The following is a 20,923-nucleotide window of genomic DNA, read 5'->3' as shown; positions in this document are numbered from 1 at the left end:
TAGCCTCCCGGTCCATCGTGGTCCGCGAAAGACGTGTCCGCGGTAGTCGTCCGCAGAAAGGCAGCACATGTACGCGTGGGAAGTTGCCGAGGAACGGGCCCGGGCGGCGATCGGCCGCCCGGAACACCGGGACCTGGGTGTCGTACGGGCCGAGGACGCGGCGGAGTTCGCGCGCTCGGCCGGGGAGACCGGCCGGCATCTGGTCGATCCCGGCCGCCCGGACTTCACCGTCCACCCGATGTACCTGGTGAGCCTGTTGCGCGGCGCGGGAGGCGCCGGCCAGGACGAGTTCCGGCCGGACGGCATGTACCGCGACGAGGTCCCGGGCACCGACGGCCTGGACGTGCGGCTCATGGCGGGGGGCCAGGAGGTCCGGTTCACCGGCGAGGTGAGGGCGGGCGACCGGATCCAGGTCCGCCGGGTCCTCACGGAGGTCGAACGCAAGGGCAGCGGAACACCGTTCCTGCTGCTGACCGTCGAGAAGACGTACACGGCGGAGCGGGGCACGCTCGTCCGGGTGCGGGAAAGGTTCATCGTCCGATGAGCGTTCACCCGGGGCAGCCCGTACCACCGGTGGAGTTCACCCCGGATGCCGTCACCCTGCTGCGGTTCGGGGCGGTCACCCGCAATACCCATCGCATCCACTACGACACCGGGTTCGCGCGTTCCGAGGGGCTGGACGGGCCGGTCGTCATGGCGCAGCTGCACGGCTGTCTGATGCACCGGGCCGCCATGAGCTTCGCGGGTCCGGGCGGACAGGTTCTGGAGGTCGGATGGCAGAACCGGGCCCCGGCCCTCGCCGGGGACCGGCTCGTGGTGAGCGGCACGGTCGGCGAGGTCGATCCGGAGACGGGGCGGGTCACCCTGGATCTGGTCGAGCACGGTGGGCAGGGTGATGTGGTGTGCTGCCGGGGCACGGCCGTGGTCCTGATGGGCTGACCGCGCCCCGCGTCGGGATGAGATCGCCCGGGCGAGATCATCGCTCAGGCGAGATCGAGGACCACGTTGCCGATCGCCTCCCCGGACCGCAGGCGGGCCACGGCTTCCGCCAGGCCGTCGACGCGATGCTGCTCGATGGGCAGGGTGAGCTCCCCGGAGGTGAGGTCGCCCAGCATCCGCTTGGTGTCGGCGGCGACCTCCTTCCCCCGGGACATCAGGTTCACGGGCAGCAGCGACACATCGGCCAGGAGGAAGTCCGCCAGGTCCACGGTGAACTCACGGCCCGCGGTGTAGCCGACGAGGGCGACCCGGCCGCGGGGGCGCACCAGCGGCAGGCAGTCGCGCAGGACCGGCCCGCCCACAGTGTCGATGACGACGTCCACCGGGCCTCCGACCGCGTCGGGGGACAGGTCGGCGGCGAGCACCACCTTGGCGGGGGCCGGGACATGCGGCAGCTTGGCGGGGCGGCTCACCACGCCGATCACCTCGGCTCCGGCCCGGGCCGCGACCTGCACGGTGAGCGCGCCCACCGCACCGGCCGCCCCGGTCACCAGGACCCGCTCCCCGGGCTGGACGCCCGCCACGGCGTGCACCGAGGCCCACGCCGTCCCCGCCGGGGAGAAGTAGCAGCAGGCCAGAGCGGGGTCCGTGCCCTCGGGTACGGCCTCCACAGCGGCGTCCGGTACCAGCGCGTGCTCGCTCCAGGCGCCGTCGCGGCGCATTCCGAGGGCCTTGCCGCGGAGGAGGACGAGGCTCCCCTCGGGGTGGACGTCGGAGGCGATGACGGTGCCGCTGCCGGCGGTGCCGGGAATCGACGGCAGGTCGGGGAGGATGCCGAACTTGCCGTCGACGACGTTCAGATCGAGGTGGCTGACGGCGGCCGACTTCATCCGCACCAGGGTGTGGCCGGGCCGCGGCTCGGGGACCGGCCGCTCGACGAGCCGCGGCAGGGTGCCGAACTCCTCCAGCACCAGGGATTGTGACGTCGGGTGGCTCACGTTTTCGCTCCGTATCCACGGGCTCACGGCCGTGTTCGGTGGTGGCGGACCCCGCGCACGCTAGACCGCACCCCACCGTCCGCGCACCGGGACGGGTCCGCTCAGCGGGACGCGCCGCCGCGGCCACCGTCTCGCCCTCCACCGGGGAGGGAGCGGTCTGCTCAGCGGACCGGATCCCTTGGGCGGATCCGCGCCGCGCCGGATGCTCGGGTCCACCGAAAACCGGCAGCAGGAGGACACGCACGATGACGGTCGAGGACTCTCCCGACACGGCCACCCCCGTCCGGAGCCGCCGCAGGAAACCCGCCGAGCCCGGTCGCCAGGACTGGTCGTCCTGGCCCCATTACGACGGTGCGGCAGCGGGCTTCCGCGGCTACTGGTATCCGGTCACCTGGTCCAGCCAGGTCACGGGGAAGCCGCTGCCGTTCACCATCTGCGGCGAGCGGATCGCGCTGATCCGCGACAACGGCACGGCGTACGCCCTGCACAACCGGTGCCCGCACCGCGGTGTGCCGCTGTCCGAGGGCAACCAGCAGTTCCCGGGCACGGTCAGCTGCCCGTACCACGGCTGGACCTTCGATCTGCCCACCGGACGGCTGTCCGCCGTCATCACCGACGGCCCCGGGTGCCGGCTGACCGGCAAGCTGGGCGTGCGCACCTACCCGGTCGAGGAGCGCCTCGGCATGGTGTGGGTGTACATCCCGATCGCCGACGAGGAGCCGCACTCGATCGACTCCCAGCTTCCGGAGGAGCTCGTCTCCAACGCGTTCGTGATGGGCGGACGGATCGAGCCGCGCGGTGGCAACTGGCGGTTCGCCTGCGAGAACGGCTTCGATGAGGGCCACGCCAAGTATCTGCACCGCACGGCCCTGTGGCGGCTCTTCAAGCCCATGCCGACCTGGAACATCACCCGGATCGTGCCGCGCGGCCGGTGGATCTTCCGGGTCCAGGACGAGGTCCACTGGGACGCCGAGTTCCCGGGGGTGGGCCGCTGGTCCAACAAGCGGTGGTGGAAGATGCAGCCGCCCAAGGAGACCTTCAACATCGGCAACACCGGCAAGGCCGACAGTGTCGATCCGACCATCGAGGCGCAGGACTTCCCCGGGTTCGCCTCCCTGTCGATGCCGGGCGTGCTGCGCATCGCCTACCCCAAGTTCATCCACTACGAGTTCTACGTTCCGGTCGACGAGGACAACCACCGCTATGTCGGCGTGATGGTCAACTTCACCGAGGGCTGGGACACCCTGCGCTTCTACGCCAAGTACCTCGGGGCGATCCGCTGGCTGTTCCACGGCCAGTTCTCCGGCCAGGACGCGTGGATGGTCGATGTCACGGACGCGCCGCCGGAGAAGCTCTACCGGCCCGACATCTCGCTCACCGCCTGGCGGAACCTGAGCGAGGAGGAGTACGGCAAGAAGCTGACCGCGGCCTGTGGCGCATCCGCACCCGAAGAGAAGGCATGACATGTTCCGTAAACTGTTCACCCTGCTGCTGGGCGCCGCGATCGCCGTCGGGATCCCGCTGGCCACAAAGCGCATCGCGCGGACCACGATGACGCAGGTCCACAGGATCAACCAGTGACCGCCGACGGCCTGGCGGGACTGGATGACCGGCGGCGCACCTGGGCCCTCGACGCCGCCCGCCACATCAGCACCGACCGGCTCCGCGAGCTGATCACGGGCCTGGTGAACATTCCCAGCCCGACCGGCGACGAGGGCCCGCTGGCCACCCATATCGCCGGCACCCTGCGCGACGCCGGCTGCCACGCGGCCGTCCAGCCCCTCGACGACCGCCAGGCCAACGCCTGGGGGCGGCTGACCGGTGACGGCACCGGCCCCGACCTCATGCTCTACGCCCCCATCGACACGCTGACGGTGGGCGAGGAGAGCGAGGACGTGCCGTGGATCGGCCCGGAGCTGCGCGAGGACATGCGGCCCGCGGCCACGATGTACGACGACCTGGTCACCGGGCTCGGCGCCGGCAACCCCAAGGGCCACGCGGCGTGCGTGATGATGGCCGTCGAGGCGATCTCGCTGGCCGGTGTCCCGCTCACCGGTGACCTGGTCGCGGCGTTCGGCGCGGGCGGGATGCCCACCAACGCCCGGCCCGTGGGCACGCGCCTCAACACCGGCCAGGGCGCCGGGTGTTCGTTCCTGCTGGAGCAGGGCGTGTGGACCGACTACGCGGTCATCGCCAAGCCCGGCTGGACCGTCTCGTGGGACGAGGTCGGACTGGTCTGGTTCGAGGTGACGGTCGGCGGCACCCACACCTACGCGGGCTCCCGCCACCGGCTCCCGTACGACAACGCCATCGCCCGTGCCGGGGAAGTGTCCGCGTACCTGGAGAAGTGGTTCGAGAGGTACGCCGAGCGGCACACCTCGGGCACGGTGGCGCCGCAGGGCATCGTCTCCTCCATCCGCGGCGGCTGGCCGCGGATGGCGGCGGTGACCCCCGCCGTGTGCACCCTCATGGTGGACCTGCGGATCAGCCCCGACATCACACCGATGGGGGCCAAGCGCGAGTTCATGGACGCGCTGGCCGCGCTGCGGGCCGCCTCGCCCGGGCTCGACGTCCGGGCGGAGATGGTGCTGGCGATCCCCGGCACCCGCACCCCGCGCGAATCGTGGATCCACCGCAGCGCCACGGCCGCCTGGGAGGCGCTGGAGGGGCGCGAGCACGAGGTGATCCCCGGGAACAGCGGCGCCACCGACGCCAACATCCTGCGCGGCCGTGGCATCCCCACGGTGCGGGTCGGCATGCCCAAGGTGGCGGAGGCGCCGTTCGAGATCGACTTCGCCCGCGGCATGAACACGGTGTCGCTGCGGGCCATGGAGAAGCTCACCCGCCATCTGATCCGCACGGCCGTGGACACCGTCACCCGGTCCCGCGACGAGCTGGAAGGAACAGGGGCATGACCGAGATCGTCCTGGGGGTCGGAGCGTCGCACAGCACGCTGATGAACACCCACTGGGAGGAGACGTACCACAAGGACCGCGCCGAGCGGTTCCGGGACGCGCTCGGCCAGGCGCGGGACGCGCTGGCCGCGGCCCGTCCCGACACGGTGATCCTCATCGGCTCCAACCACTTCCGGGGGTTCTGGCTCGATCTGATCCCCAGCTTCACCATCGGGGTGGACGAGTGCATCGCCAGCGGCGAGTCCGGCACCCCGAAGGGCCCGCAGCCGGTGGACCGGGAGCTGGCCCTGTACCTCGCGGGTTCGCTCGTGGAGCGGTCCGGTTTCGACGTGGCGTTCTCCGCCCGGCTGCAGATCGACCACGGCCAGTCGCACGCCGTCCAGTATCTGCTCGACGGACTCGACGTCGACCTGGTACCGCTCGTGGTGAACGTCTTCGCGCCGCCGCTGCCCACCCTGGAGCGCTGCGAGCAGCTTGGCCGGGCGATCCGGGAGGCGATCCTGGCGTTCCCCGGCGACCGCCGGGTGGCGGTCATCGGCTCCGGCGGGCTGTCCCACCGGCTGCCCTGGCCGGACTGGCGCGACCCGAACGGCGAGGACGAGGAGTTCATGGTCGGCGCCTGGCTCAACGGCCGGGAGAACTGGCAGGACTACGACGTGCGCCGCCGCGAGATCATCCGGGCCGCCGAGGCGTCGCTCAACCCGGAGTTCGACGAGGAAATCCTGTCCTGGATGGAGCGGGGACAGGCGCACCGCATCACCGAGTACACCACCGCGGAACTGGAGAAGGTGGCCGGCAACGGCGCCCAGGAGCTGCGCACCTGGCTGCTGATGTCCGCACTGCTCGATCACATCCCGGGCCGGCGCCTGGCCTATGAACCGATGCCCGAGTGGCTCACCGGCATGGGGGTCGCCGTCCTCGATCCCGCACAGGCCCCCGCACAGACCCCCGCGCAGACCAGCGAAAGGCAGTCATGAGCATCTGGAACGAGCTGTCGGGCATCGACTACCGGCACACCTACGTCGAGACCGGCGACTTCAAGACCCGCGCCCTGCAGGCCGGCCCCGAGGACGGCGAGCATGTGGTGTTCCTGCACGGGACGACCGGCCACCTCGAGGCGTTCGTACGGAACATCCCGGCGCACGCCGAGCGCTACCGCTGCCACTCCATCGACATGCTGGGCCACGGCTACACGGGCAAGCCCGACCGCCCGGCCGAGATCCCCCTGTACGTCGAGCACCTGATGGCCTACCTGGACGCCGTCGGCGCCGAGCGCGCCCATCTGGTCGGCGAGTCGCTGGGCGGCTGGGTGGGGTCGTGGGCCGCGAGCGAACACCCGGACCGGGTCGCCTCCCTCCAGCTGCTGTGCATGGGCGGCACGAAGATCAACCCGGCGGTGATGGAGCGGCTGAAGACGTCCACCAGCGACGCGGCCCTCAAGGACGACATCTCCTTCACCCGGGAGCGGCTGCGGCTGCTGTGGGCCCACTGGGACGAGGACCTGGGCGAGGAGCTGACCCAGATCCGCTACGACATCTACCACCACCCCGACTTCCAGCGGAACCTGCACAATCTGCTCGCGCTCCAGGAGCCGGAGGCCCGCGAGCGCAACCTGCTGCGGCCCGACCGCATGGGCCGGATCAAGGCGCCGACCCTGGTGGTGTGGGGCAACAAGAACCCGCTCGGCGACGTGCCGGAGGCCGAGGCCATCGCGGCCGCGATCCCCGGGGCGCGGCTCGAGGTGTTCAACGAGTGCGGCCACTGGCCGCAGCACGAGAAGGCCGATCTGTACAACCCGCTCAGCCTGGAGTTCCTCGCCGCGTCCTCGGCCACCTGATCGTGAGGTTCCTGCCATGACCGTAGTCCCCATCGACCAAGCCGTCAGAACCTGTCCCGACCCGATGAACTCCGTCCTCGGCAAGGTCCGGTCCATCCTGGAGGCGTTCACCGCCGACGACGACTCGCTCTCGCTCGCCGATCTGGTGCGCCGTTCGGGAGTGGCGAAGGCGACCGTCCACCGGCTGTCCCAGGAGCTGGTCGCATGGGGGCTGCTGGAGCGGGCGGGCTGCAACTACCGGCTCGGACTGCGCCTGTTCGAGATCGGGCAGCGGGTGCACCGGCAGCGCATCCTGCGGGAGGTGGCCCAGCCGTATATGGAGGATCTGCTGCTGGCCACGCGGGAGACCATCCACTTCGCCATCCATGACGGGCTGGACGTGGTGTACCTGGAGAAGATCCTCCCCCACCGGGGGCTGAGCGAGGAGTCGCGGGTGGCGGGGCGGCTTCCGCTGTACTGCACGGCGACCGGCAAGGCGATCCTCGCCCACTCCCCCGGCAGCCTGTTCGGCGAGGTGGTCAGGAGCGGCCTCAAGCCGTTCACCCGCCACACCATCACCTCGCCGGGCCGGCTGCGCACCCAGCTGGACCGGGTCCGCGAGCAGGGCATCGCCACGGAGGCGGAGGAGGTCCGGCTCGGCTATATGAGCATGGCGGTCCCGGTGTTCGGCCGGCAGAACGCCCTCGCCGGGGCCCTGTCGATCACGGCGCCGACCTACCGGGTGGACGCGATCGCCCACGCCAGCGCGCTGCGTACGGCGGGTCTTGGCATCAGCCGCTCGCTGAGGTCGGCGCTGTGACGGCGCCCGCCGTGTCCTCCCCCGCGCTGGAAGAGGTACTGGCGCGGGCGCGGGAGCTGATCGGCCAGTGGCGGGACGAGGACTGCGGCACCCCGACGGTCAAGGACTTCTGCCGTTACGCCGCCGCCCTCAACGACGGCGAGTACATCCGCCGGGCCCGCGCCCTGGAAGCGGACGGCCGGCCCGTCGAGGCGCCCGACCTGTTCCTCGCGGCCACCATGAGCTGGGAGGACGGCCCGCCGGAGGACGAACTGCGGCCGGATGGTCTCGCCCAGCGTGAGTCGCCGTGCACCGAGGGTCTCGCGGTGCGCCAGGTGCACGGCGGCCAGTCGGTGCGCCTGGTCCGGCCCCCGGTGGCCGGCACGCGGATCACGGCGACCCGTGCGGTCGTCTCCGCGCGGCACAAACACGGACGGTCCGGTGAGTTCGTCCTCCTGGGCGTGCGGACCCGGTTCCTGTCCCCCGACGGGAGCGAGCTGACGTCCGTGGACGAGACGATCGTGGTGCTCGACGCCACCGGAGGTGACCGATGACGGCGCCCGCTGCCGGGACCGAGTGTCCGCCGCGCCGGTACGCCCACACCAGTGTGCAGCTCTTCCGCTTCAGCGCCGTGTCGTGGAACGCGCACCGGATCCATTACGACGCCGCGTTCGCGGCGTCGGAGGGGTTTCCCGACACCGTCGTGCAGTCGACGCTGCACGGCGAGACGCTCAGCCGCAACGCCCTGGAGTGGGCCGGGCCGGGCGCCCGGCTGGAGTCGGTGGCGTGGCGCAACGTGGCCACGGCGGTGGCCGGTGAGCGGCTGACCTGGGCCGCGACGGTGTCCTTGGTCGAGGGCGCGCGGGTCCGTCTGGACGCGCGCATCCTCAAGGCCGACGGCTCCGAGTGCGTCACGGGGACGGTGGAGGTGACGCTCGCCGGGTGACGACCCGGCTCGACCGGGTGCGGGAGCGGTGGAACCCAAGGCTGACGGGGCGCCTTGGGTTCCACCGCTCCCGCGTGTCCGGGCCACGGTGTCCCGGCACCACGGGTCCCGCGCCGTGTCCCGGCAGGCGGACCGATTCCATTGGACCGTGATCCGGACCTGCCTACGCTCCTTTTCCATGAGCGTTCTCAACGTTGAGCCGGTCGCCGCGGCGGACGCGGCGGTGGTCGAGACGGACATCCTGATCATCGGCGCCGGCCCGTCGGGCCTGTACGGCGCCTACTGCGCGGGCTTCCGCGGGCTGCGTGTCGCCGTGATGGATGTGCTGCCCCAGCGGGGCGGCCAGATCAGCGCGATGTACCCGGAGAAACCGATCTTCGACATCGCCGGATTCGCCTCGGTCCGCGGTCGCGACCTGGTCGACAACCTGGTCGCGCAGGCGGAGACACACGGCACCCGCTACCTCCTCGGCCACCGCGCGACGGAGCTGTCCTACGACGACGGCCTGCCCGTGGTCCGCAGCGACCGGGGGACGACCGTACGGGCCGGGGCGGTGGTGATCACCGGCGGCGTCGGGACCTTCACTCCCCGCCCGCTGCCGGCCGGGGAGGATTTCCTCGGCCGCGGCCAGGTGTACTTCGTGCCCGACCCCACCGCCCACGCCGGCCATGACGTGGTGGTCGTCGGCGGTGGCGACAGTGCCTTCGACTGGGCGGCCCTGCTGGCCCCCATGGCGCGCTCGGTCCGGCTGGTGCACCGCACCGCGCGGTTCCGCGCCCACCGCGCGTCGGTGGAGAAGGTCCGGGCACTCGGCATCGAGATCCTCACCGACTCCGAGGTCAGCGGCCTGTACGGCGGCGCGCTGCTGGAGGAGGTCGAGATCCGCCACCGCGTGGCGAAGGACACCACGCGCCTCCCCGCGCAGACCGTGGTGGCGGCCCTCGGCTTCATCGCCGACCTCGGCCCGCTGCGGGACTGGGGCCTCACCCTGGAGGCACGCCGGATCGCCGTGGACACCCACATGGCCACCAACCTCCCCCGCGTCTTCGCGGCCGGCGACATCACCGACTACCCGGGCAAGGTGCGCCTGATCTCCGTCGGCTTCGGCGAGGCCGCCACGGCCGTCAACAACGCCGCCACGGTCATCGACCCGGAGGCGGCGCTGTTCCCCGGGCATTCCACCGAGAAGGAGAACTGACATGGCCTACGTCATCGGCGCGTCCTGCGTTGACATCATGGATCGGTCCTGCATGGAGGAGTGCCCGGTCGACTGCATCTACGAGGGCGAGCGCAAGCTCTACATCAACCCGGTGGAGTGCATCGACTGCGGCGCCTGCGAGGTCGCCTGCCCGGAGCAGGCGATCACCGTGGACCGGAAGGCGGATCCCGAGCACCGCGCGGACAACCGGCGGTTCTTCGAGGAGGTCCTGCCCGGCCGGGACGCCCCGCTGGGCACCCCCGGTGGCGCCGGGGCAGTCGGCCCGCTGGGCGCCGACACCGCCCTGGTGGGGGGCCGGTGAGCGCACCGGACGTGGCGCTCCAGCCGCCGGCTCCCGCCGGATTTTGACCACTCACACCATTCCTACCAGGCAAAAAAATCTCTATATTGTCCACCCTCAGAACTAATGGTGTCCTTGGCCGAGGCACACCAGCGGGCGAGGAGGGCATGTCGTGACGACTGCAGCGGTACCTCGTGGCAACGGCGAGGAAGCCGGGCCGGACGGGCGGTCCCCCAGGTCCGTCCTCGGCAAGGTCGGGCTCATCCTGTCCGCCTTCGGCGACGGCGACCTCGCCCTCAGCCTCACGGAGCTGACGGCGCGCACCGGGGTCGCCAAGGCCACGGTGCACCGGCTGTGCCAGGACCTCGTCGCCTGCGAAATGCTGGAGCGGGACGGCTCGGACTACCGGCTCGGCCTGCTGCTGTACGCGATCGGGCTGCGCGCGCCCCGGCAGCGCACCCTGCGGCACGCCGCACGGCCGGCCCTGGAGAACCTCGCGCAGGACCTCGACAGCCCGGTGAGCCTGTCCGTGCCGAACGGCAGCGACCTGCTGTGCATCGACAACGCGGGCCGCCACCGCAACCGGGCCGGTGCCTCGATCGGCGGACGGCTGCTCCAACTGCACAGCACGGCCCCGGGAAAACTCACCCTGGCCCTGCTGCCCGAGCAGTACCCGCTGGCGCGACTGGCCCCGCATATGCGCCGGATGACCGCCCGCACCCTCACCGCCGACCGGCTCCCGGGGGAACTCGTCCGTATCCAGGAGCAGGGCTACGCCACCGACTGCGAGGAACACCGGCTCGGCTATTCCGCCGTGGCCGTGCCCGTGCGCGGGCCGCGGGACGGCGCCTACCTGGGCGCGCTGTCGGTCGTCGCCCCCACGGCACGCCAGAACGTGCCCCGTACGCTCGCGGCGCTGCGGACCGCATCGGAGGCCGTCACGACTCGTCTCTCGGTGATCGAGGCATACCGCACCGAGCCGTAGCCCCCAGTTCGCAGTCCTCGGGCCGTGGCCCTCGGTCCGTGGCCCCAAGCCCGTAGCCCTCAGTCGACGAGCAGCCGGGCTATCCCCCGTTCGCTGAAGACGTCCCCGGTGGCGAGGGCCACCGCACCGTGCAGGGCCGAGGCGGCGCCGAGCTGCGTCGTAGTGATCGTCAGCTTCCGCGTGGCCAGCGGCAGGGCGCGCTGGTACACCACGGCCCGCACCCCGGAGAGCAGGTCGTCGCGCAGTTCGCTGAGCGGCCCGCCGAGCACGAGGGTGCGGGGGTTGAACATGTAGACGAGCATGGCGGCGAGTTCGCCGATCTCGGTGGCCGCCTGGCGCAGGGCCCGGACGGCGGGCGGGTCGTTGTTCGCGACGCGCTCCGCGAGCTCGTGGACCCCGTGCAGCGGGTCCTCCTCGGTGGACTCGGGGATGCCCAGGTTCCGCAGTACGGCGCGGTGCGAGGCGACGGCGCGCACACAGCCGACATTTCCGCAGGTGCACAGGGCGGTGCCGCCGCCGAGGGACCGGATGTGGCCGACATCGCCGGCCGCGCCGTCCGCGCCGCGGTAGATCCGGCCCTCCGCGGTGGCGAGCCCCGCTCCGATCCCGGTGGCGATCTTGAGGCAGAGCACCGGGGTTTCGGCCCGGGCGTGCACGGCCTCACCGAGGGCCATGAGGTTCGCGTCGTTGTCGACCTGGGCGGGGGCGCGGAACCGGGTCCGCAGCCGTTCGGCGACCGGGAAGCCGTCCCAGCCGGGCATGCCGTTGGGCCTGAGCGGGGAGCCACGCCACGGGTCCACCGGGGCGGGCAGCCCCATCACCACCTGGCGGACCCGGTCCGGATCGCACCCGGACCGCTCCAGCAGCGCGAACAGCCGGTCGCACACCAGCTCCAGGACCGTTTCCGGCCCCGCGTCGATCCGCACGAGCACCGTGTCCCGCGCGAGGATGCGTCCGCCGAGATCGGCCACCGCGATCCGCGTCTCCAGGTTGTCGACGTCGGCGACGGCGATGGTTCCCGCCCGCGGGCTCAGCGTCAGCAGCCGCGGGGGCCGCCCGCGCACCGATTCGCCGGACTCCAGCTCCTGCAGGATGTCGCGGCCGAGGAGTTGGTCCACCTGCTGGCCGACGGTGGAGCGGGCCAGACCACTGCGCCGCGCGATCTCGGCACGGTTCGTCGCCTCACCGGCCACCACGAGGTCCAGCACTCTGCGCAGTCCGACGGGGACCGCGGGCAGCAGTGCCCGGTCGGCGGAACGACCGTCATCTTCACGCATTTCCTCAACCTAGCCGTCGTGGATCACCGGCGACCAGCCTTCCTTTAAGTCGTTATTAGTTTGCAAGAAAAATTAACAACTGCCTCTTGTTCGAGGTAACCGAACTAAACGAAGGTGTTGGGCGAGACGAACACGCCCCACTCAACCGTCAGAAGAGGGCCGTCCTCTAGCAACCCCAGTTCCCGAAGTCAACGGCGGTGGACCGCTCCACGAGGCGCGGCCCGCCGCCGTGGCACCCGCGCCGCGGCCGTACGCGACCCGCGCACACCGCCCTGGCCTGCCTTTTTCTCAAGTGTGACCCGCCACAACACACGTGGAGCACCGCGGAAAACACATCGGCCCGCGTTCCACTGAGCGGACTGTTCATCTCGTCCCGGCCCCGCCGGGGCCCTTGAATACTCGCCAACCCGGCGAGACACCGACACTCCACATAAAAGTGTCGATCACTCGCATACCTGAACACTCCACGCATCACTCCCTGGGAGAGGAACCCCGGCCATGGCCAAACAGACCCATCGCATCGGCATCCTGGGCAGCGGCAACATCTTCGGCCGGTATGTGACCGGCCTCGCCCGCTACCCGGAGCTGGAGATCGTGCGGGTGGGCGACGTCGATGTGGCACGAGCGAAGCGGGCGGCCGCCGACCATGCCATCCCGGCCTGGGGTGACGACTCGGAGCTGTACGCCGACGACTCGGTGGACATCGTCATCAACCTGACGCCGCCGGTCCATCACGCCCGCACCGTCATCATGGCCCTGGAAGCGGGCAAACACGTCTATGTCGAGAAGCCGTTGGCCACCACGGTCACCGACGGCGAAGCCGTCCTCGCGGCGGCCGCCCGCACCAGGCGCGTCCTCGGATCGGCGCCGGACACCTTCCTCGGCAGCGCCGCTCAGACCGCGCGCAAGGCGATCGACTCGGGCTCGATCGGCACGCCCATCGGCGCCACCGCCTTCATCGGGCACAGCAAGGCCGAGACCTGGCACCCCAACCCGGCCTTCCTGTTCCAGCCGGGAGGCGGCCCCGTGATGGACATGGGTCCGTACTACGTGGCCATCCTCGTCAACTGCCTCGGCCCCGTCTCCACCATCTCCGCGGCCGGCCGCATAGGCGTGCCCCAGCGCACGGTCACCGCACCCGGACGGACCGTCGACACCATCGACGTCACCATCCCCACCCACACCGGCGCCGTGCTCACCTTCGCCTCCGGCGCCATCGCCACGACCCAGATGAGTTTCGACGTCTGGGACAGCGACCTGCCGTACATCGAGATCTACGGCAGCGAGGGCACCCTGTCGCTGGCCAACCCGAACCACTTCGACGGTGATGTGCGGGTCCGGCGGCACGGTGACGGTGAATGGACCGTCCTGGAACCGGCCCTGGAACTCTTCGGCGCCGTCGGAACCCGCGAGCAGGCCCGCCGCGGGCTCGGCGTCCGCGACCTCGCCGACGCCGTCGAGGGCGGGCCGCACCGCGCCAACGCCGCGTTCGCCTTCCATGTCCTCGAGGCGCTCTGCTCGTTGGAGGGCTCCGCCCAGCGGGGCCGGTCCGTGACGCTGACCAGTTCATGTGAGCGCCCCCAGGCCCTCTTCACCGTCTGACACCCGCCCGCCCCACCACACCCGAACCCCGAGAAAGGACCCGCATGACCATGCGCCACGACCGGATCGCGATCAACCCCCTGCAGTGGATCGCCACCGAAGACGGCTGGATCGACCCCGCTCTGGCACCGGCCCTGCCCGAGCGTCTCAAGGTCATCCGCGAGGCCGGTATCGGCGCCGTCCATGCGGACGTGCCCGCCGAGATGTCCGCCACCGAATACGGCCGGCTGCTCGGCGAGCACGGCCTGGCGCCCGCCCCGGGCTATATCTCGGGCCCCCTCCCCGAGGACGAGAGCAGCCTGCGCGAACTGCTCGACAAGACCGACCGCGTCAGCACCCAGATGGCCGAACTGGGCCTGTCCACCGTCTTCGTGGCCACCGGGATGAACAAGCAGGCCCCCCGAGTGCACCGCCCGGCCGTGGGCGCCGAGGCGACTCCCGAGCGGCTGGAGCGGGTGCGCGAGGTGTTCGCCCGCATGGGCGAGACCACCAAGGCCAACGGCGTCGCCGCCGCGTTCCACCCGCACATCGGCACCTGGGCGGAGACCGAGGAGGAGACCCGCTTCATCCTCGGCGGCGTGGACGCGGACGTCCTCTCCTTCGGCCCGGACATCGGCCACCTCGGCTGGGCCGGTGCCGATGTCATCGGCCTCATCCGCGACTACGCCGACCGGGTCGCCGCCCTGCACATCAAGGACTTCCACGCCGACATCGCCGAACGAGGCCGCGCCGAGGCATGGACCTACCAGCAGACCGTGCTGGCCGGTCTGTGGGCCGAGCCCGGCCACGCCTCGGTCGACATCCCCGCCACCCTGGCCGCGCTGCCCGCCGCCTTCGACGGCTGGCTGGTGATCGAGGTCGACCGCGGCGCCCAGGCCACCCCCGAGGAGAGCGTCCGGCTCTGCGGCGAGTGGGCCAAGCGACAGCACTGAGCGCGGCACCCGAGAACAGAAGGACGACATGCGAAGAATGGTCATGGCAGGGGCGGCCCTCGCCCTCGTGGCCGTGCCGGCGTGCGGCGGTGGCGCCGGCACCACGGCGTCCACCACCGGAGACGACACGCTGACGCTGTCCATCGGCAACGCCCACACCGGCTGGGACCTGGCGTCCGCGGCCCTGGGCGACAACATCCAGTACTACGAGCCCGTCTTCGACTCGCTGGTCCGGCTGGACTCCAAGGCCCGTCCCCGGCCGAACCTGGCGACCTCCTGGTCCTACGACAGCGCCCGCACCGTGCTGACCATGAAGCTCAGGAAGGACGTGCGGTTCACCGACGGTACGGCGCTGGACGCGACCGCGGTGCGGAAGAGCCTGCTCCACAACAGGGAAGGCACCAATGAGGCCGCCGGCAAACTGCGCGCCATCGACTCGGTGGCGGCCGTGGACCCCCGGACCGTGGCCATTCACCTGTCGGCGCCCGACCCCCAGCTCGTGGTGAACCTCGGCGACCCCTCAGGAATGATCGCCAGTCCCAAGGACCTGGCGGCGAAGGGCGGTCCGGTCGGCTCGGGCCCCTACGTCCTGGACAAGGGCGCCACGACCAACGGCAGCACGTATGCCTTCACCCGCAACCCGGACTACTGGAACAGGAAGGCATACCCCTTCGACAAGATCGTCATCAAGAACATCAGCGACCCCACCGCGCGCCTCAACGCCCTGCTCGGCGGGCAGGTCGACTGGGCCCGGATCACCCCGCAGACCGCTCAGCACGCCAAGAGCCGGGGTCTTGCGGTGCAGGGACACGCCGACAGCGTCGAGGGCCTGTACATCTGGGACCGCACCGGGAGGATCGTGCCGGCCCTGGGCAAGGTGAAGGTGCGCCAGGCACTGAACTACGCCTTCGACCGGGAGTCGATCGTCAAGAAGCTCAACCTCGGCTACGCCACGGCCACCTCGCAGATGGCGACCGCCGGCAGCACCTGGTACGACACATCCCTCGAGAGCAACTACGCCTACGACCCGGCCAAGGCCAGGAAACTGCTCGCCGAGGCGGGCTATCCGGACGGTTTCACCGTCACCATGCCCGATGTCTCCTCCGTCGCGCCGGGCCAGCAGGTGGTCATGACGCAGGCCCTGGAGGACATCGGCATCAAGGTCAAGGTGGACAAGATCCCGTTCACCCGGCTGTTCACGGCCCTCCAATCCGGCCAGTACGCGATGTCGTGGTTCAAGCTGCAGTCCGGCCAGCCCTGGGACTTCATCCAGTCCGAGCTGGCCAAGGGCGCCGCCTGGAACCCCGCCAAGGACTTCGACCCCAAGCTCAACTCCATGATCGACAAGGCGCAGAAGGCCCGGGGCGCGGCGCAGACCGCCACGTTCCGCGAGATCAACGCCTATCTGCAGGACCACGCCTTCAACGCGCCCTGGGATGTGCTGGACGCCGTCCAGGGCAACTCCAAGAAGATCAAGGTGACGCCCCGGGCGTTCGTCTCGGCGGTACCGATCTACGACATGGCTCCCGCCGGCTGACGCGACGGCGGAGCGGACCGCACACCGCCCCGCCCCGTCCGCGACAGCTCCCGCATCCGCCGACGCAGAAGGAAAGAACGCGATGCTGACCTTTCTCGTGCGCCGCGTCGCAGCCGGCCTGGTGCTCCTCTATGTGCTCGCGACGACGGCGTTCGCGATGATGAGCCTCACCGGGACCGACGCCGCGCGCAACATCGCCGGCAATATGGCGACGCCCGCACAAATCGCCGCGAAAGAACACGAGTTGGGCCTGGACCGGCCGTGGATCGCGCAGTACGGACAGTGGCTGGCCCACGCGGTCCGGGGCGACTTCGGGACCTCCTGGTTCGGCGGTGACTCCGTCTCCGAAAGCCTGGTGCTCAAGGCACCGGTGTCCCTGTCCATCGTGGTGGGCGGACTCCTGCTGGCCACCGTCCTCAGTGTGGTGCTCGGTGTCGCCGCCGCCGTACGGCGCGGATGGCTCGACCGTGTGGTGCAGGCGACCGCGATCGTCGGCTACGCGGTACCGAGCTTCCTGATGGCGCTGATGCTCTCCGCCACCCTCGCCGTCCAACTGCGCTGGCTCCCGGCGACCGGATACGTACCGCTGGCCGACTCCCCCTCCGGCTGGCTCCAGTCCATCACCCTCCCCGCCGTCTCACTCGCCATCGGCGCCATCGCCGCCACCGCCCAGCAGGTGCGCGGCTCGGTCATCGACGTACTGCGCCAGGACTTCGTGCGCACCCTGCGCAGCCGGGGGATGAGCGAGCGGCGGGTGCTCTTCCGGCACGTGCTGCGCAACGCGGCGCCCCCGGCGCTGACCGTGCTCTCCCTGCAGTTCATCTCCCTGGTCGGCGGCGCCGTCGTCATCGAGAAGGTCTTCGGACTTCCCGGAGTGGGCTCCGCCGCGGTGACGGCGACCGTCAACGGCGACACGCCGCTGGTCATGGGCGTCGTGGTCTACCTCGTCCTCATCGTCGTGGCGGTCAACCTGCTGGTGGACCTCGCCTACGGCTGGCTCAATCCGAAGGTTCGTGTCCGATGACGCAATCCACACGCCGCGACACCCGCGGCACACCCGACTCCGCCCCGGGCACCGCCCGCCGACGCGGCCGTCCGCTGAGACGTCTGCTGCACAACCGGGTGGCGGTGGTGTGCCTGGTCCTGCTGGCCCTCATCGTCGCGGCCAGTGTGTTCGCGCCCCTGCTCACCTCGGCCAGTCCCACCCGCTCCACCCTGGACGACGCCTTCGCCCCGCCCGGCGGCGGTCACCTCCTCGGCGCCGACAGCGTCGGACGGGATGTGCTCGCGCGGCTGCTCCACGGCGGCCGGGTCAGCCTGCTGGGCGGGTTCATCGCCGTGGCGGTCGCCCTGCTGATCGGTGTTCCGGCCGGGCTGCTCGCCGGCTACTACCGGGGCCGGCTCGACGCCGTCGTGAGCTGGGTGGCGAGTCTCGTCATGGCCGCGCCCGCCATCATGGTGCTGCTGGTCTCCATCGCCGCGATCGGCCCCGACACCAACTCGACGATGGCGGTACTCGGCCTCATCCTCGCCCCCGGCGTCTTCCGCCTCGTGCGGGCCTCCGTCACCTCGGTGCGCGAGGAGCTGTACGTCGACGCCGCCCGCGTCAGCGGACTCGGCGACACCCGTATCGTGCGGCGGCACATCCTGCCGGTGGTGCAGGCACCCACCATCATCCAGTCGGCGCAGATGTTCGGCGTGGCCGTCGTCATCCAGGCGGGCATCGAATTCCTCGGCCTCGGCTCGGCCGGGCAGGCCAGCTGGGGCGCGATGCTCAACGAGGCGTTCGCCAACCTGTACACCAAGCCCACCTTGCTGGTGGCCCCGGGCCTGGCGATCGTGATCACCGTGGCGACGCTCGGCCTGCTCGCCAACGCCCTGCGCGACGCGCTCCTGGACACGCCCGGCCCGGCGGCCCGGCGGCGCCCGCTTCCCGCGGCGGCTCCGGCGAGCACCCCCGGTCCGGCCGACGACGACAGCCTCCTCGCCGTCGAGGACCTGCGGGTCACCTACGCCACTCGCGACGGCGAGCGCACCGTGGTGGACGGGGTGTCGCTCACCGTGCGCCGCGGTGAGGTGGTCGGTCTGGTGGGCGAGTCGGGCTCCGGCAAGAGTCAGACGGCATTCGCCATCCTCGGGCTGCTGCCCCCGGAAGGCCGGAGCGAGGCCGACCGGCTCAGCTTCGACGGCCGCGATCTGCGGGGGCTCGGCCGCAAGGAGCGGAACGCGCTGCGGGGCTGCCGCATCGCCTACGTCCCCCAGGAGCCGATGTCCAACCTCGATCCGGCCTTCCGCATCGGCACCCAGCTCACCGACCCGATGCGGGCGCATCTGAAGCTGACCGCGCGGGAGGCGCGGGAGAAGGCCCTGGCCCTGCTGGAGCGGGTCGGCATCGCCGAGCCGGAGCGCGTCTACCACGCCTATCCGCACCAGATCTCCGGCGGCATGGCCCAGCGGGTCCTCATCGCGGGCGCCGTCTCCTGCGACCCCGAACTGCTGATCGCGGACGAGCCCACCACGGCGCTGGATGTCACCGTCCAGGCCGAAGTCCTGGACCTGCTGAGGGAGTTGCAGCGGGAGCGGGAGATGGGGCTGATCCTGGTGACGCACAACTTCGGGGTGGTCGCGGACATCTGCGACCGCGTGGTCGTCATGCGCACCGGCCAGGTCGTCGAGACCGCCCCGGCCGAGAAGCTGTTCGCCGAGCCGCGGCACGAGTACACCCGCATGCTGCTGGACTCGACGCTGGAGGACGCCCCGCCCCGCGCCCCCCTGCGAACTCCCGCGACGAGCGGCCCCCTCCAGGAGACGGTATGAGTACGACAGCGACACATACACCGGCACCGGTGCCGGGCAACATGCTCGAAGTCGACGGCGTGGTGGTGGAGTACGCCGCCAAGAGCCGGCGCGGGCAGCCGTTCCGGGCCCTGCACGGCGTCTCCCTGGACATCCGGCCCGGTGAGACGGTGGGGCTGGTCGGCGAATCCGGCTCGGGCAAGACGACGCTCGGGCGTGCGGTGCTCGGACTCGCCCCGGTGGCCGAGGGCGAGATCCGCTATGCGGGCCAGGTGATCTCACGGCTGAGCGCGCGCGAGCGGCGTGCGCTCAGCGCCGAGATCCAGGTCGTCTTCCAGGACCCCTACACCTCGCTGAACCCGGCGATGACCGTGGGCGACATCCTCGCCGAGCCCCTGCTGGTCTCGGGCACCTCTCGCGCCGCGGCCGAGGAGCGGGTCCGCGGGCTGCTCGACCAGGTGCGGCTGCCGGCCGACGCCGCGCACCGGCTGCCACGGGAGTTCTCCGGCGGGCAGCGCCAGCGCGTCGCGATCGCCCGGGCCCTGTGCCGCGACCCGCGGCTGATCGTGTGCGACGAACCGGTCAGCGCGCTGGACCTGTCCACCCAGGCGCGGGTCCTGGAACTGTTCGTGGAGATCCAGGAGCGCACCGGCGTGGCCTATCTGTTCATCACCCACGATCTGTCGGTGGTGCGGTGTGTCAGCCATCGCGTGGCCGTGATGTACGGCGGCCGGATCGTGGAGACGGGCGAGGCCACGGCCGTGACCAGCGACCCGCGGGACCCCTATACGCGGCGGCTCATGCTCGCCGCCCCCGTACCGGACCCGGCACGCCAGCGGGAACGCCGGGAGCGGCGCCGGAACCTCAAGTCCGTGGGGGCGGAATGACGACCGTGACGGACGCCTACGGATTCACGGCATACGGCGGCCCGGACGTGGAGCGCTTCCTGGACCTTCCGCTCCCCTCCCCCGGGCCGGGGGAACTGCTGATCGAGGTCCACGCCGCAGGCGTCAATCCGGTCGACTGGAAGGTGCGCGAGGGAATGCACCGGTCGTTCCTTCCGCTCGACCTCCCGGCGGTGTTCGGGCGCGAGGCGGCCGGGGTGGTGGTGGAACTCGGCCCGGGAGTGGAGGGATTCGCCGTCGGGGACGCGGTGTTCGGCAGCAGTGCGCGCGGCTGCGGCGGCTACGCCACCCATGCCGTCCTGACCGCCGACTTCACGATCCCGAAACCGGAGGGGCTGTCCTTCACCGATGCGGCGGCCCTCCCCGTGGCGGCGGGGACCGCGTACGACTCCGTGCGCGGGCTCGACATGACCGCCGGGGAGACCCTGCTCATCCTGGGCGTCGGTGGCGGGGTGGGAGTGGCGGCGGCCCAACTCGCCACGTCGGAGGGGGTGTCGGTGGTTGGAACCGCGTCTCGCGCGAAGCGGGATTTCGTGGCCTCCCTGGGTGCCACACCCGTTCCGTACGACAGCGATGACACCGCGGACCGGCTGGCCGCCGCGCTTCCGAATGGGGCCGACGCCGTGCTGGACCTGGTGGGCGGCGACGCCCTGGACACGGTCTCCGCCCTGATGTCCCCTGACTGCCGTGTCCTTACCGTCGCCGGTCCGGACACCGCGGCCCGCTTCGGCGCCCGGCCGCTGTCCCGCGGCAACCGGGCGCGGACCCTCGGCGAGCTCGCCCGCCGGGTCCAGGACGGTGGGCTCCGTCCCCACGTCCGGGAGATCTTCCCCTTCGCCGAGGCCCCGTCCGCCCTCCGGGCGGTCGAGACCGGCCACCCCTGGGGAAAGGTGGTGCTGGAGATGCGGACCGGGCCTCGATGACGTTCTCGCCCGGCGCGCGGAATGCGTCGCCGCGGCTCATAGGCGTTCTGACGG

Annotated in this window: 21 protein-coding genes; 19 read left to right on the top strand and 2 right to left on the bottom strand. The window is 71.3% G+C overall.

Annotated features, from left to right (window positions below):
- Nucleotides 1-67: 67 nt before the first annotated feature.
- Both CGL27_RS46425 and CGL27_RS46420 read left to right on the top strand, forming a co-directional pair.
- Nucleotides 68-544, top strand: coding sequence for a MaoC family dehydratase N-terminal domain-containing protein (locus CGL27_RS46425; RefSeq protein ID WP_119993750.1), 477 nt, complete (start codon nucleotides 68-70; stop codon nucleotides 542-544).
- Nucleotides 541-939, top strand: a complete 399-nt coding sequence (locus tag CGL27_RS46420) for an acyl dehydratase (protein ID WP_119993748.1) — start codon at nucleotides 541-543, stop codon at nucleotides 937-939. Before CGL27_RS46425 ends, CGL27_RS46420 begins: the two co-directional genes overlap by 4 nt.
- Nucleotides 940-983: 44 nt before the next feature.
- Here CGL27_RS46420 and CGL27_RS46415 read toward each other — a convergent pair whose 3' ends face one another.
- Nucleotides 984-1,937, bottom strand: coding sequence for a zinc-binding alcohol dehydrogenase family protein (locus CGL27_RS46415; protein WP_119993746.1), 954 nt, complete (start codon nucleotides 1,935-1,937; stop codon nucleotides 984-986).
- A gap of 245 nt (nucleotides 1,938-2,182) precedes the next feature.
- Here CGL27_RS46415 and CGL27_RS46410 point away from each other — a divergent pair, with 245 nt between their 5' ends.
- The 10 genes from CGL27_RS46410 (at nucleotide 2,183) to CGL27_RS46365 (ending at nucleotide 10,897) form a co-directional block, all read left to right on the top strand.
- Nucleotides 2,183-3,400, top strand: a complete 1,218-nt coding sequence (locus CGL27_RS46410; protein WP_078646182.1) for a Rieske 2Fe-2S domain-containing protein — start codon at nucleotides 2,183-2,185, stop codon at nucleotides 3,398-3,400.
- Between the two features lie 114 nt (nucleotides 3,401-3,514).
- The gene (locus CGL27_RS46405; RefSeq protein WP_119993744.1) at nucleotides 3,515-4,852 is read left to right on the top strand and encodes a deacylase; all 1,338 of its coding nucleotides are present in this window, start codon (nucleotides 3,515-3,517) and stop codon (nucleotides 4,850-4,852) included.
- Nucleotides 4,849-5,829 (top strand): catechol 1,2-dioxygenase, encoded by a 981-nt coding sequence (locus tag CGL27_RS46400; RefSeq protein ID WP_119993742.1) that lies wholly within the window; start codon nucleotides 4,849-4,851, stop codon nucleotides 5,827-5,829. The genes CGL27_RS46405 and CGL27_RS46400 overlap by 4 nt, the downstream gene beginning before the upstream one ends.
- Entirely contained in the window at nucleotides 5,826-6,689 is an 864-nt protein-coding gene (locus CGL27_RS46395; protein ID WP_078646179.1) for an alpha/beta fold hydrolase, read from the top strand. The genes CGL27_RS46400 and CGL27_RS46395 overlap by 4 nt, the downstream gene beginning before the upstream one ends.
- 16 nt (nucleotides 6,690-6,705) lie before the next feature.
- The gene (locus tag CGL27_RS46390) at nucleotides 6,706-7,488 is read left to right on the top strand and encodes an IclR family transcriptional regulator (RefSeq protein ID WP_078646178.1); all 783 of its coding nucleotides are present in this window, start codon (nucleotides 6,706-6,708) and stop codon (nucleotides 7,486-7,488) included.
- Nucleotides 7,485-8,021: a MaoC family dehydratase N-terminal domain-containing protein gene (locus CGL27_RS46385; RefSeq protein WP_078646177.1), complete on the top strand. Its 537-nt coding sequence runs from the start codon at nucleotides 7,485-7,487 to the stop codon at nucleotides 8,019-8,021. The genes CGL27_RS46390 and CGL27_RS46385 overlap by 4 nt, the downstream gene beginning before the upstream one ends.
- Nucleotides 8,018-8,413: a MaoC/PaaZ C-terminal domain-containing protein gene (locus tag CGL27_RS46380; protein WP_119993740.1), complete on the top strand. Its 396-nt coding sequence runs from the start codon at nucleotides 8,018-8,020 to the stop codon at nucleotides 8,411-8,413. Before CGL27_RS46385 ends, CGL27_RS46380 begins: the two co-directional genes overlap by 4 nt.
- Nucleotides 8,414-8,591: 178 nt before the next feature.
- Complete coding sequence (locus CGL27_RS46375) at nucleotides 8,592-9,611, top strand: NAD(P)/FAD-dependent oxidoreductase (RefSeq protein ID WP_078646175.1); 1,020 nt, start codon at nucleotides 8,592-8,594, stop codon at nucleotides 9,609-9,611.
- Between the two features lies 1 nt (nucleotide 9,612).
- Nucleotides 9,613-9,933 (top strand): ferredoxin family protein, encoded by a 321-nt coding sequence (locus tag CGL27_RS46370; RefSeq protein ID WP_014057389.1) that lies wholly within the window; start codon nucleotides 9,613-9,615, stop codon nucleotides 9,931-9,933.
- A gap of 151 nt (nucleotides 9,934-10,084) precedes the next feature.
- Entirely contained in the window at nucleotides 10,085-10,897 is an 813-nt protein-coding gene (locus CGL27_RS46365) for an IclR family transcriptional regulator (protein WP_119993738.1), read from the top strand.
- A gap of 59 nt (nucleotides 10,898-10,956) precedes the next feature.
- Here the strand turns inward: CGL27_RS46365 and CGL27_RS46360 are convergent, their stop codons facing one another.
- Nucleotides 10,957-12,174, bottom strand: coding sequence for an ROK family protein (locus CGL27_RS46360; protein WP_078646173.1), 1,218 nt, complete (start codon nucleotides 12,172-12,174; stop codon nucleotides 10,957-10,959).
- A gap of 498 nt (nucleotides 12,175-12,672) precedes the next feature.
- On the opposite strand from CGL27_RS46360, the gene CGL27_RS46355 reads away from it, so the two are divergent.
- The 7 genes from CGL27_RS46355 to CGL27_RS46325 all read left to right on the top strand — a co-directional run bounded on the left by CGL27_RS46355 (nucleotide 12,673) and on the right by CGL27_RS46325 (nucleotide 20,869).
- Nucleotides 12,673-13,776: a Gfo/Idh/MocA family oxidoreductase gene (locus CGL27_RS46355; RefSeq protein WP_119993736.1), complete on the top strand. Its 1,104-nt coding sequence runs from the start codon at nucleotides 12,673-12,675 to the stop codon at nucleotides 13,774-13,776.
- A gap of 44 nt (nucleotides 13,777-13,820) precedes the next feature.
- A complete protein-coding gene (locus tag CGL27_RS46350; RefSeq protein WP_119993734.1) occupies nucleotides 13,821-14,708 on the top strand; it encodes a sugar phosphate isomerase/epimerase in 888 nt (295 codons plus the stop codon).
- A 28-nt stretch (nucleotides 14,709-14,736) separates the two neighbouring features.
- Complete coding sequence (locus CGL27_RS46345) at nucleotides 14,737-16,245, top strand: ABC transporter substrate-binding protein (RefSeq protein ID WP_119993732.1); 1,509 nt, start codon at nucleotides 14,737-14,739, stop codon at nucleotides 16,243-16,245.
- An 82-nt stretch (nucleotides 16,246-16,327) separates the two neighbouring features.
- A complete protein-coding gene (locus CGL27_RS46340; RefSeq protein WP_078646169.1) occupies nucleotides 16,328-17,269 on the top strand; it encodes an ABC transporter permease in 942 nt (313 codons plus the stop codon).
- Nucleotides 17,266-19,062 (top strand): dipeptide/oligopeptide/nickel ABC transporter permease/ATP-binding protein, encoded by a 1,797-nt coding sequence (locus tag CGL27_RS46335; RefSeq protein ID WP_119993730.1) that lies wholly within the window; start codon nucleotides 17,266-17,268, stop codon nucleotides 19,060-19,062. The genes CGL27_RS46340 and CGL27_RS46335 overlap by 4 nt, the downstream gene beginning before the upstream one ends.
- Nucleotides 19,059-19,928: an ATP-binding cassette domain-containing protein gene (locus tag CGL27_RS46330; protein ID WP_119993728.1), complete on the top strand. Its 870-nt coding sequence runs from the start codon at nucleotides 19,059-19,061 to the stop codon at nucleotides 19,926-19,928. The genes CGL27_RS46335 and CGL27_RS46330 overlap by 4 nt, the downstream gene beginning before the upstream one ends.
- Complete coding sequence (locus CGL27_RS46325) at nucleotides 19,925-20,869, top strand: NADP-dependent oxidoreductase (protein ID WP_119993726.1); 945 nt, start codon at nucleotides 19,925-19,927, stop codon at nucleotides 20,867-20,869. Before CGL27_RS46330 ends, CGL27_RS46325 begins: the two co-directional genes overlap by 4 nt.
- The last annotated feature ends 54 nt before the right edge of the window (nucleotides 20,870-20,923 follow it).

This window comes from Streptomyces sp. 11-1-2 (assembly GCF_003595545.1).
GTDB lineage: Bacteria > Actinomycetota > Actinomycetes > Streptomycetales > Streptomycetaceae > Streptomyces > Streptomyces hygroscopicus_B.
Note: the sequence above shows the minus strand (reverse complement) of the source record. Positions and strands in the feature narration are given on the sequence as shown.

What these genes read in the sequence shown, in the direction of transcription:
- CGL27_RS46425 (WP_119993750.1), top strand. Translation starts at nt 68, where the DNA reads ATGTACGCGTGGGAAGTTGCCGAGGAACGGGCCCGGGCGGCGATCGGC.
- CGL27_RS46420 (WP_119993748.1), top strand. Translation starts at nt 541, where the DNA reads ATGAGCGTTCACCCGGGGCAGCCCGTACCACCGGTGGAGTTCACCCCG.
- CGL27_RS46410 (WP_078646182.1), top strand. Translation starts at nt 2,183, where the DNA reads ATGACGGTCGAGGACTCTCCCGACACGGCCACCCCCGTCCGGAGCCGC.
- CGL27_RS46400 (WP_119993742.1), top strand. Translation starts at nt 4,849, where the DNA reads ATGACCGAGATCGTCCTGGGGGTCGGAGCGTCGCACAGCACGCTGATG.
- CGL27_RS46395 (WP_078646179.1), top strand. Translation starts at nt 5,826, where the DNA reads ATGAGCATCTGGAACGAGCTGTCGGGCATCGACTACCGGCACACCTAC.
- CGL27_RS46390 (WP_078646178.1), top strand. Translation starts at nt 6,706, where the DNA reads ATGACCGTAGTCCCCATCGACCAAGCCGTCAGAACCTGTCCCGACCCG.
- CGL27_RS46380 (WP_119993740.1), top strand. Translation starts at nt 8,018, where the DNA reads ATGACGGCGCCCGCTGCCGGGACCGAGTGTCCGCCGCGCCGGTACGCC.
- CGL27_RS46375 (WP_078646175.1), top strand. Translation starts at nt 8,592, where the DNA reads ATGAGCGTTCTCAACGTTGAGCCGGTCGCCGCGGCGGACGCGGCGGTG.
- CGL27_RS46370 (WP_014057389.1), top strand. Translation starts at nt 9,613, where the DNA reads ATGGCCTACGTCATCGGCGCGTCCTGCGTTGACATCATGGATCGGTCC.
- CGL27_RS46360 (WP_078646173.1), bottom strand. Translation starts at nt 12,174, where the DNA reads ATGCGTGAAGATGACGGTCGTTCCGCCGACCGGGCACTGCTGCCCGCG.
- CGL27_RS46355 (WP_119993736.1), top strand. Translation starts at nt 12,673, where the DNA reads ATGGCCAAACAGACCCATCGCATCGGCATCCTGGGCAGCGGCAACATC.
- CGL27_RS46350 (WP_119993734.1), top strand. Translation starts at nt 13,821, where the DNA reads ATGACCATGCGCCACGACCGGATCGCGATCAACCCCCTGCAGTGGATC.
- CGL27_RS46345 (WP_119993732.1), top strand. Translation starts at nt 14,737, where the DNA reads ATGCGAAGAATGGTCATGGCAGGGGCGGCCCTCGCCCTCGTGGCCGTG.
- CGL27_RS46340 (WP_078646169.1), top strand. Translation starts at nt 16,328, where the DNA reads ATGCTGACCTTTCTCGTGCGCCGCGTCGCAGCCGGCCTGGTGCTCCTC.
- CGL27_RS46335 (WP_119993730.1), top strand. Translation starts at nt 17,266, where the DNA reads ATGACGCAATCCACACGCCGCGACACCCGCGGCACACCCGACTCCGCC.
- CGL27_RS46330 (WP_119993728.1), top strand. Translation starts at nt 19,059, where the DNA reads ATGAGTACGACAGCGACACATACACCGGCACCGGTGCCGGGCAACATG.
- CGL27_RS46325 (WP_119993726.1), top strand. Translation starts at nt 19,925, where the DNA reads ATGACGACCGTGACGGACGCCTACGGATTCACGGCATACGGCGGCCCG.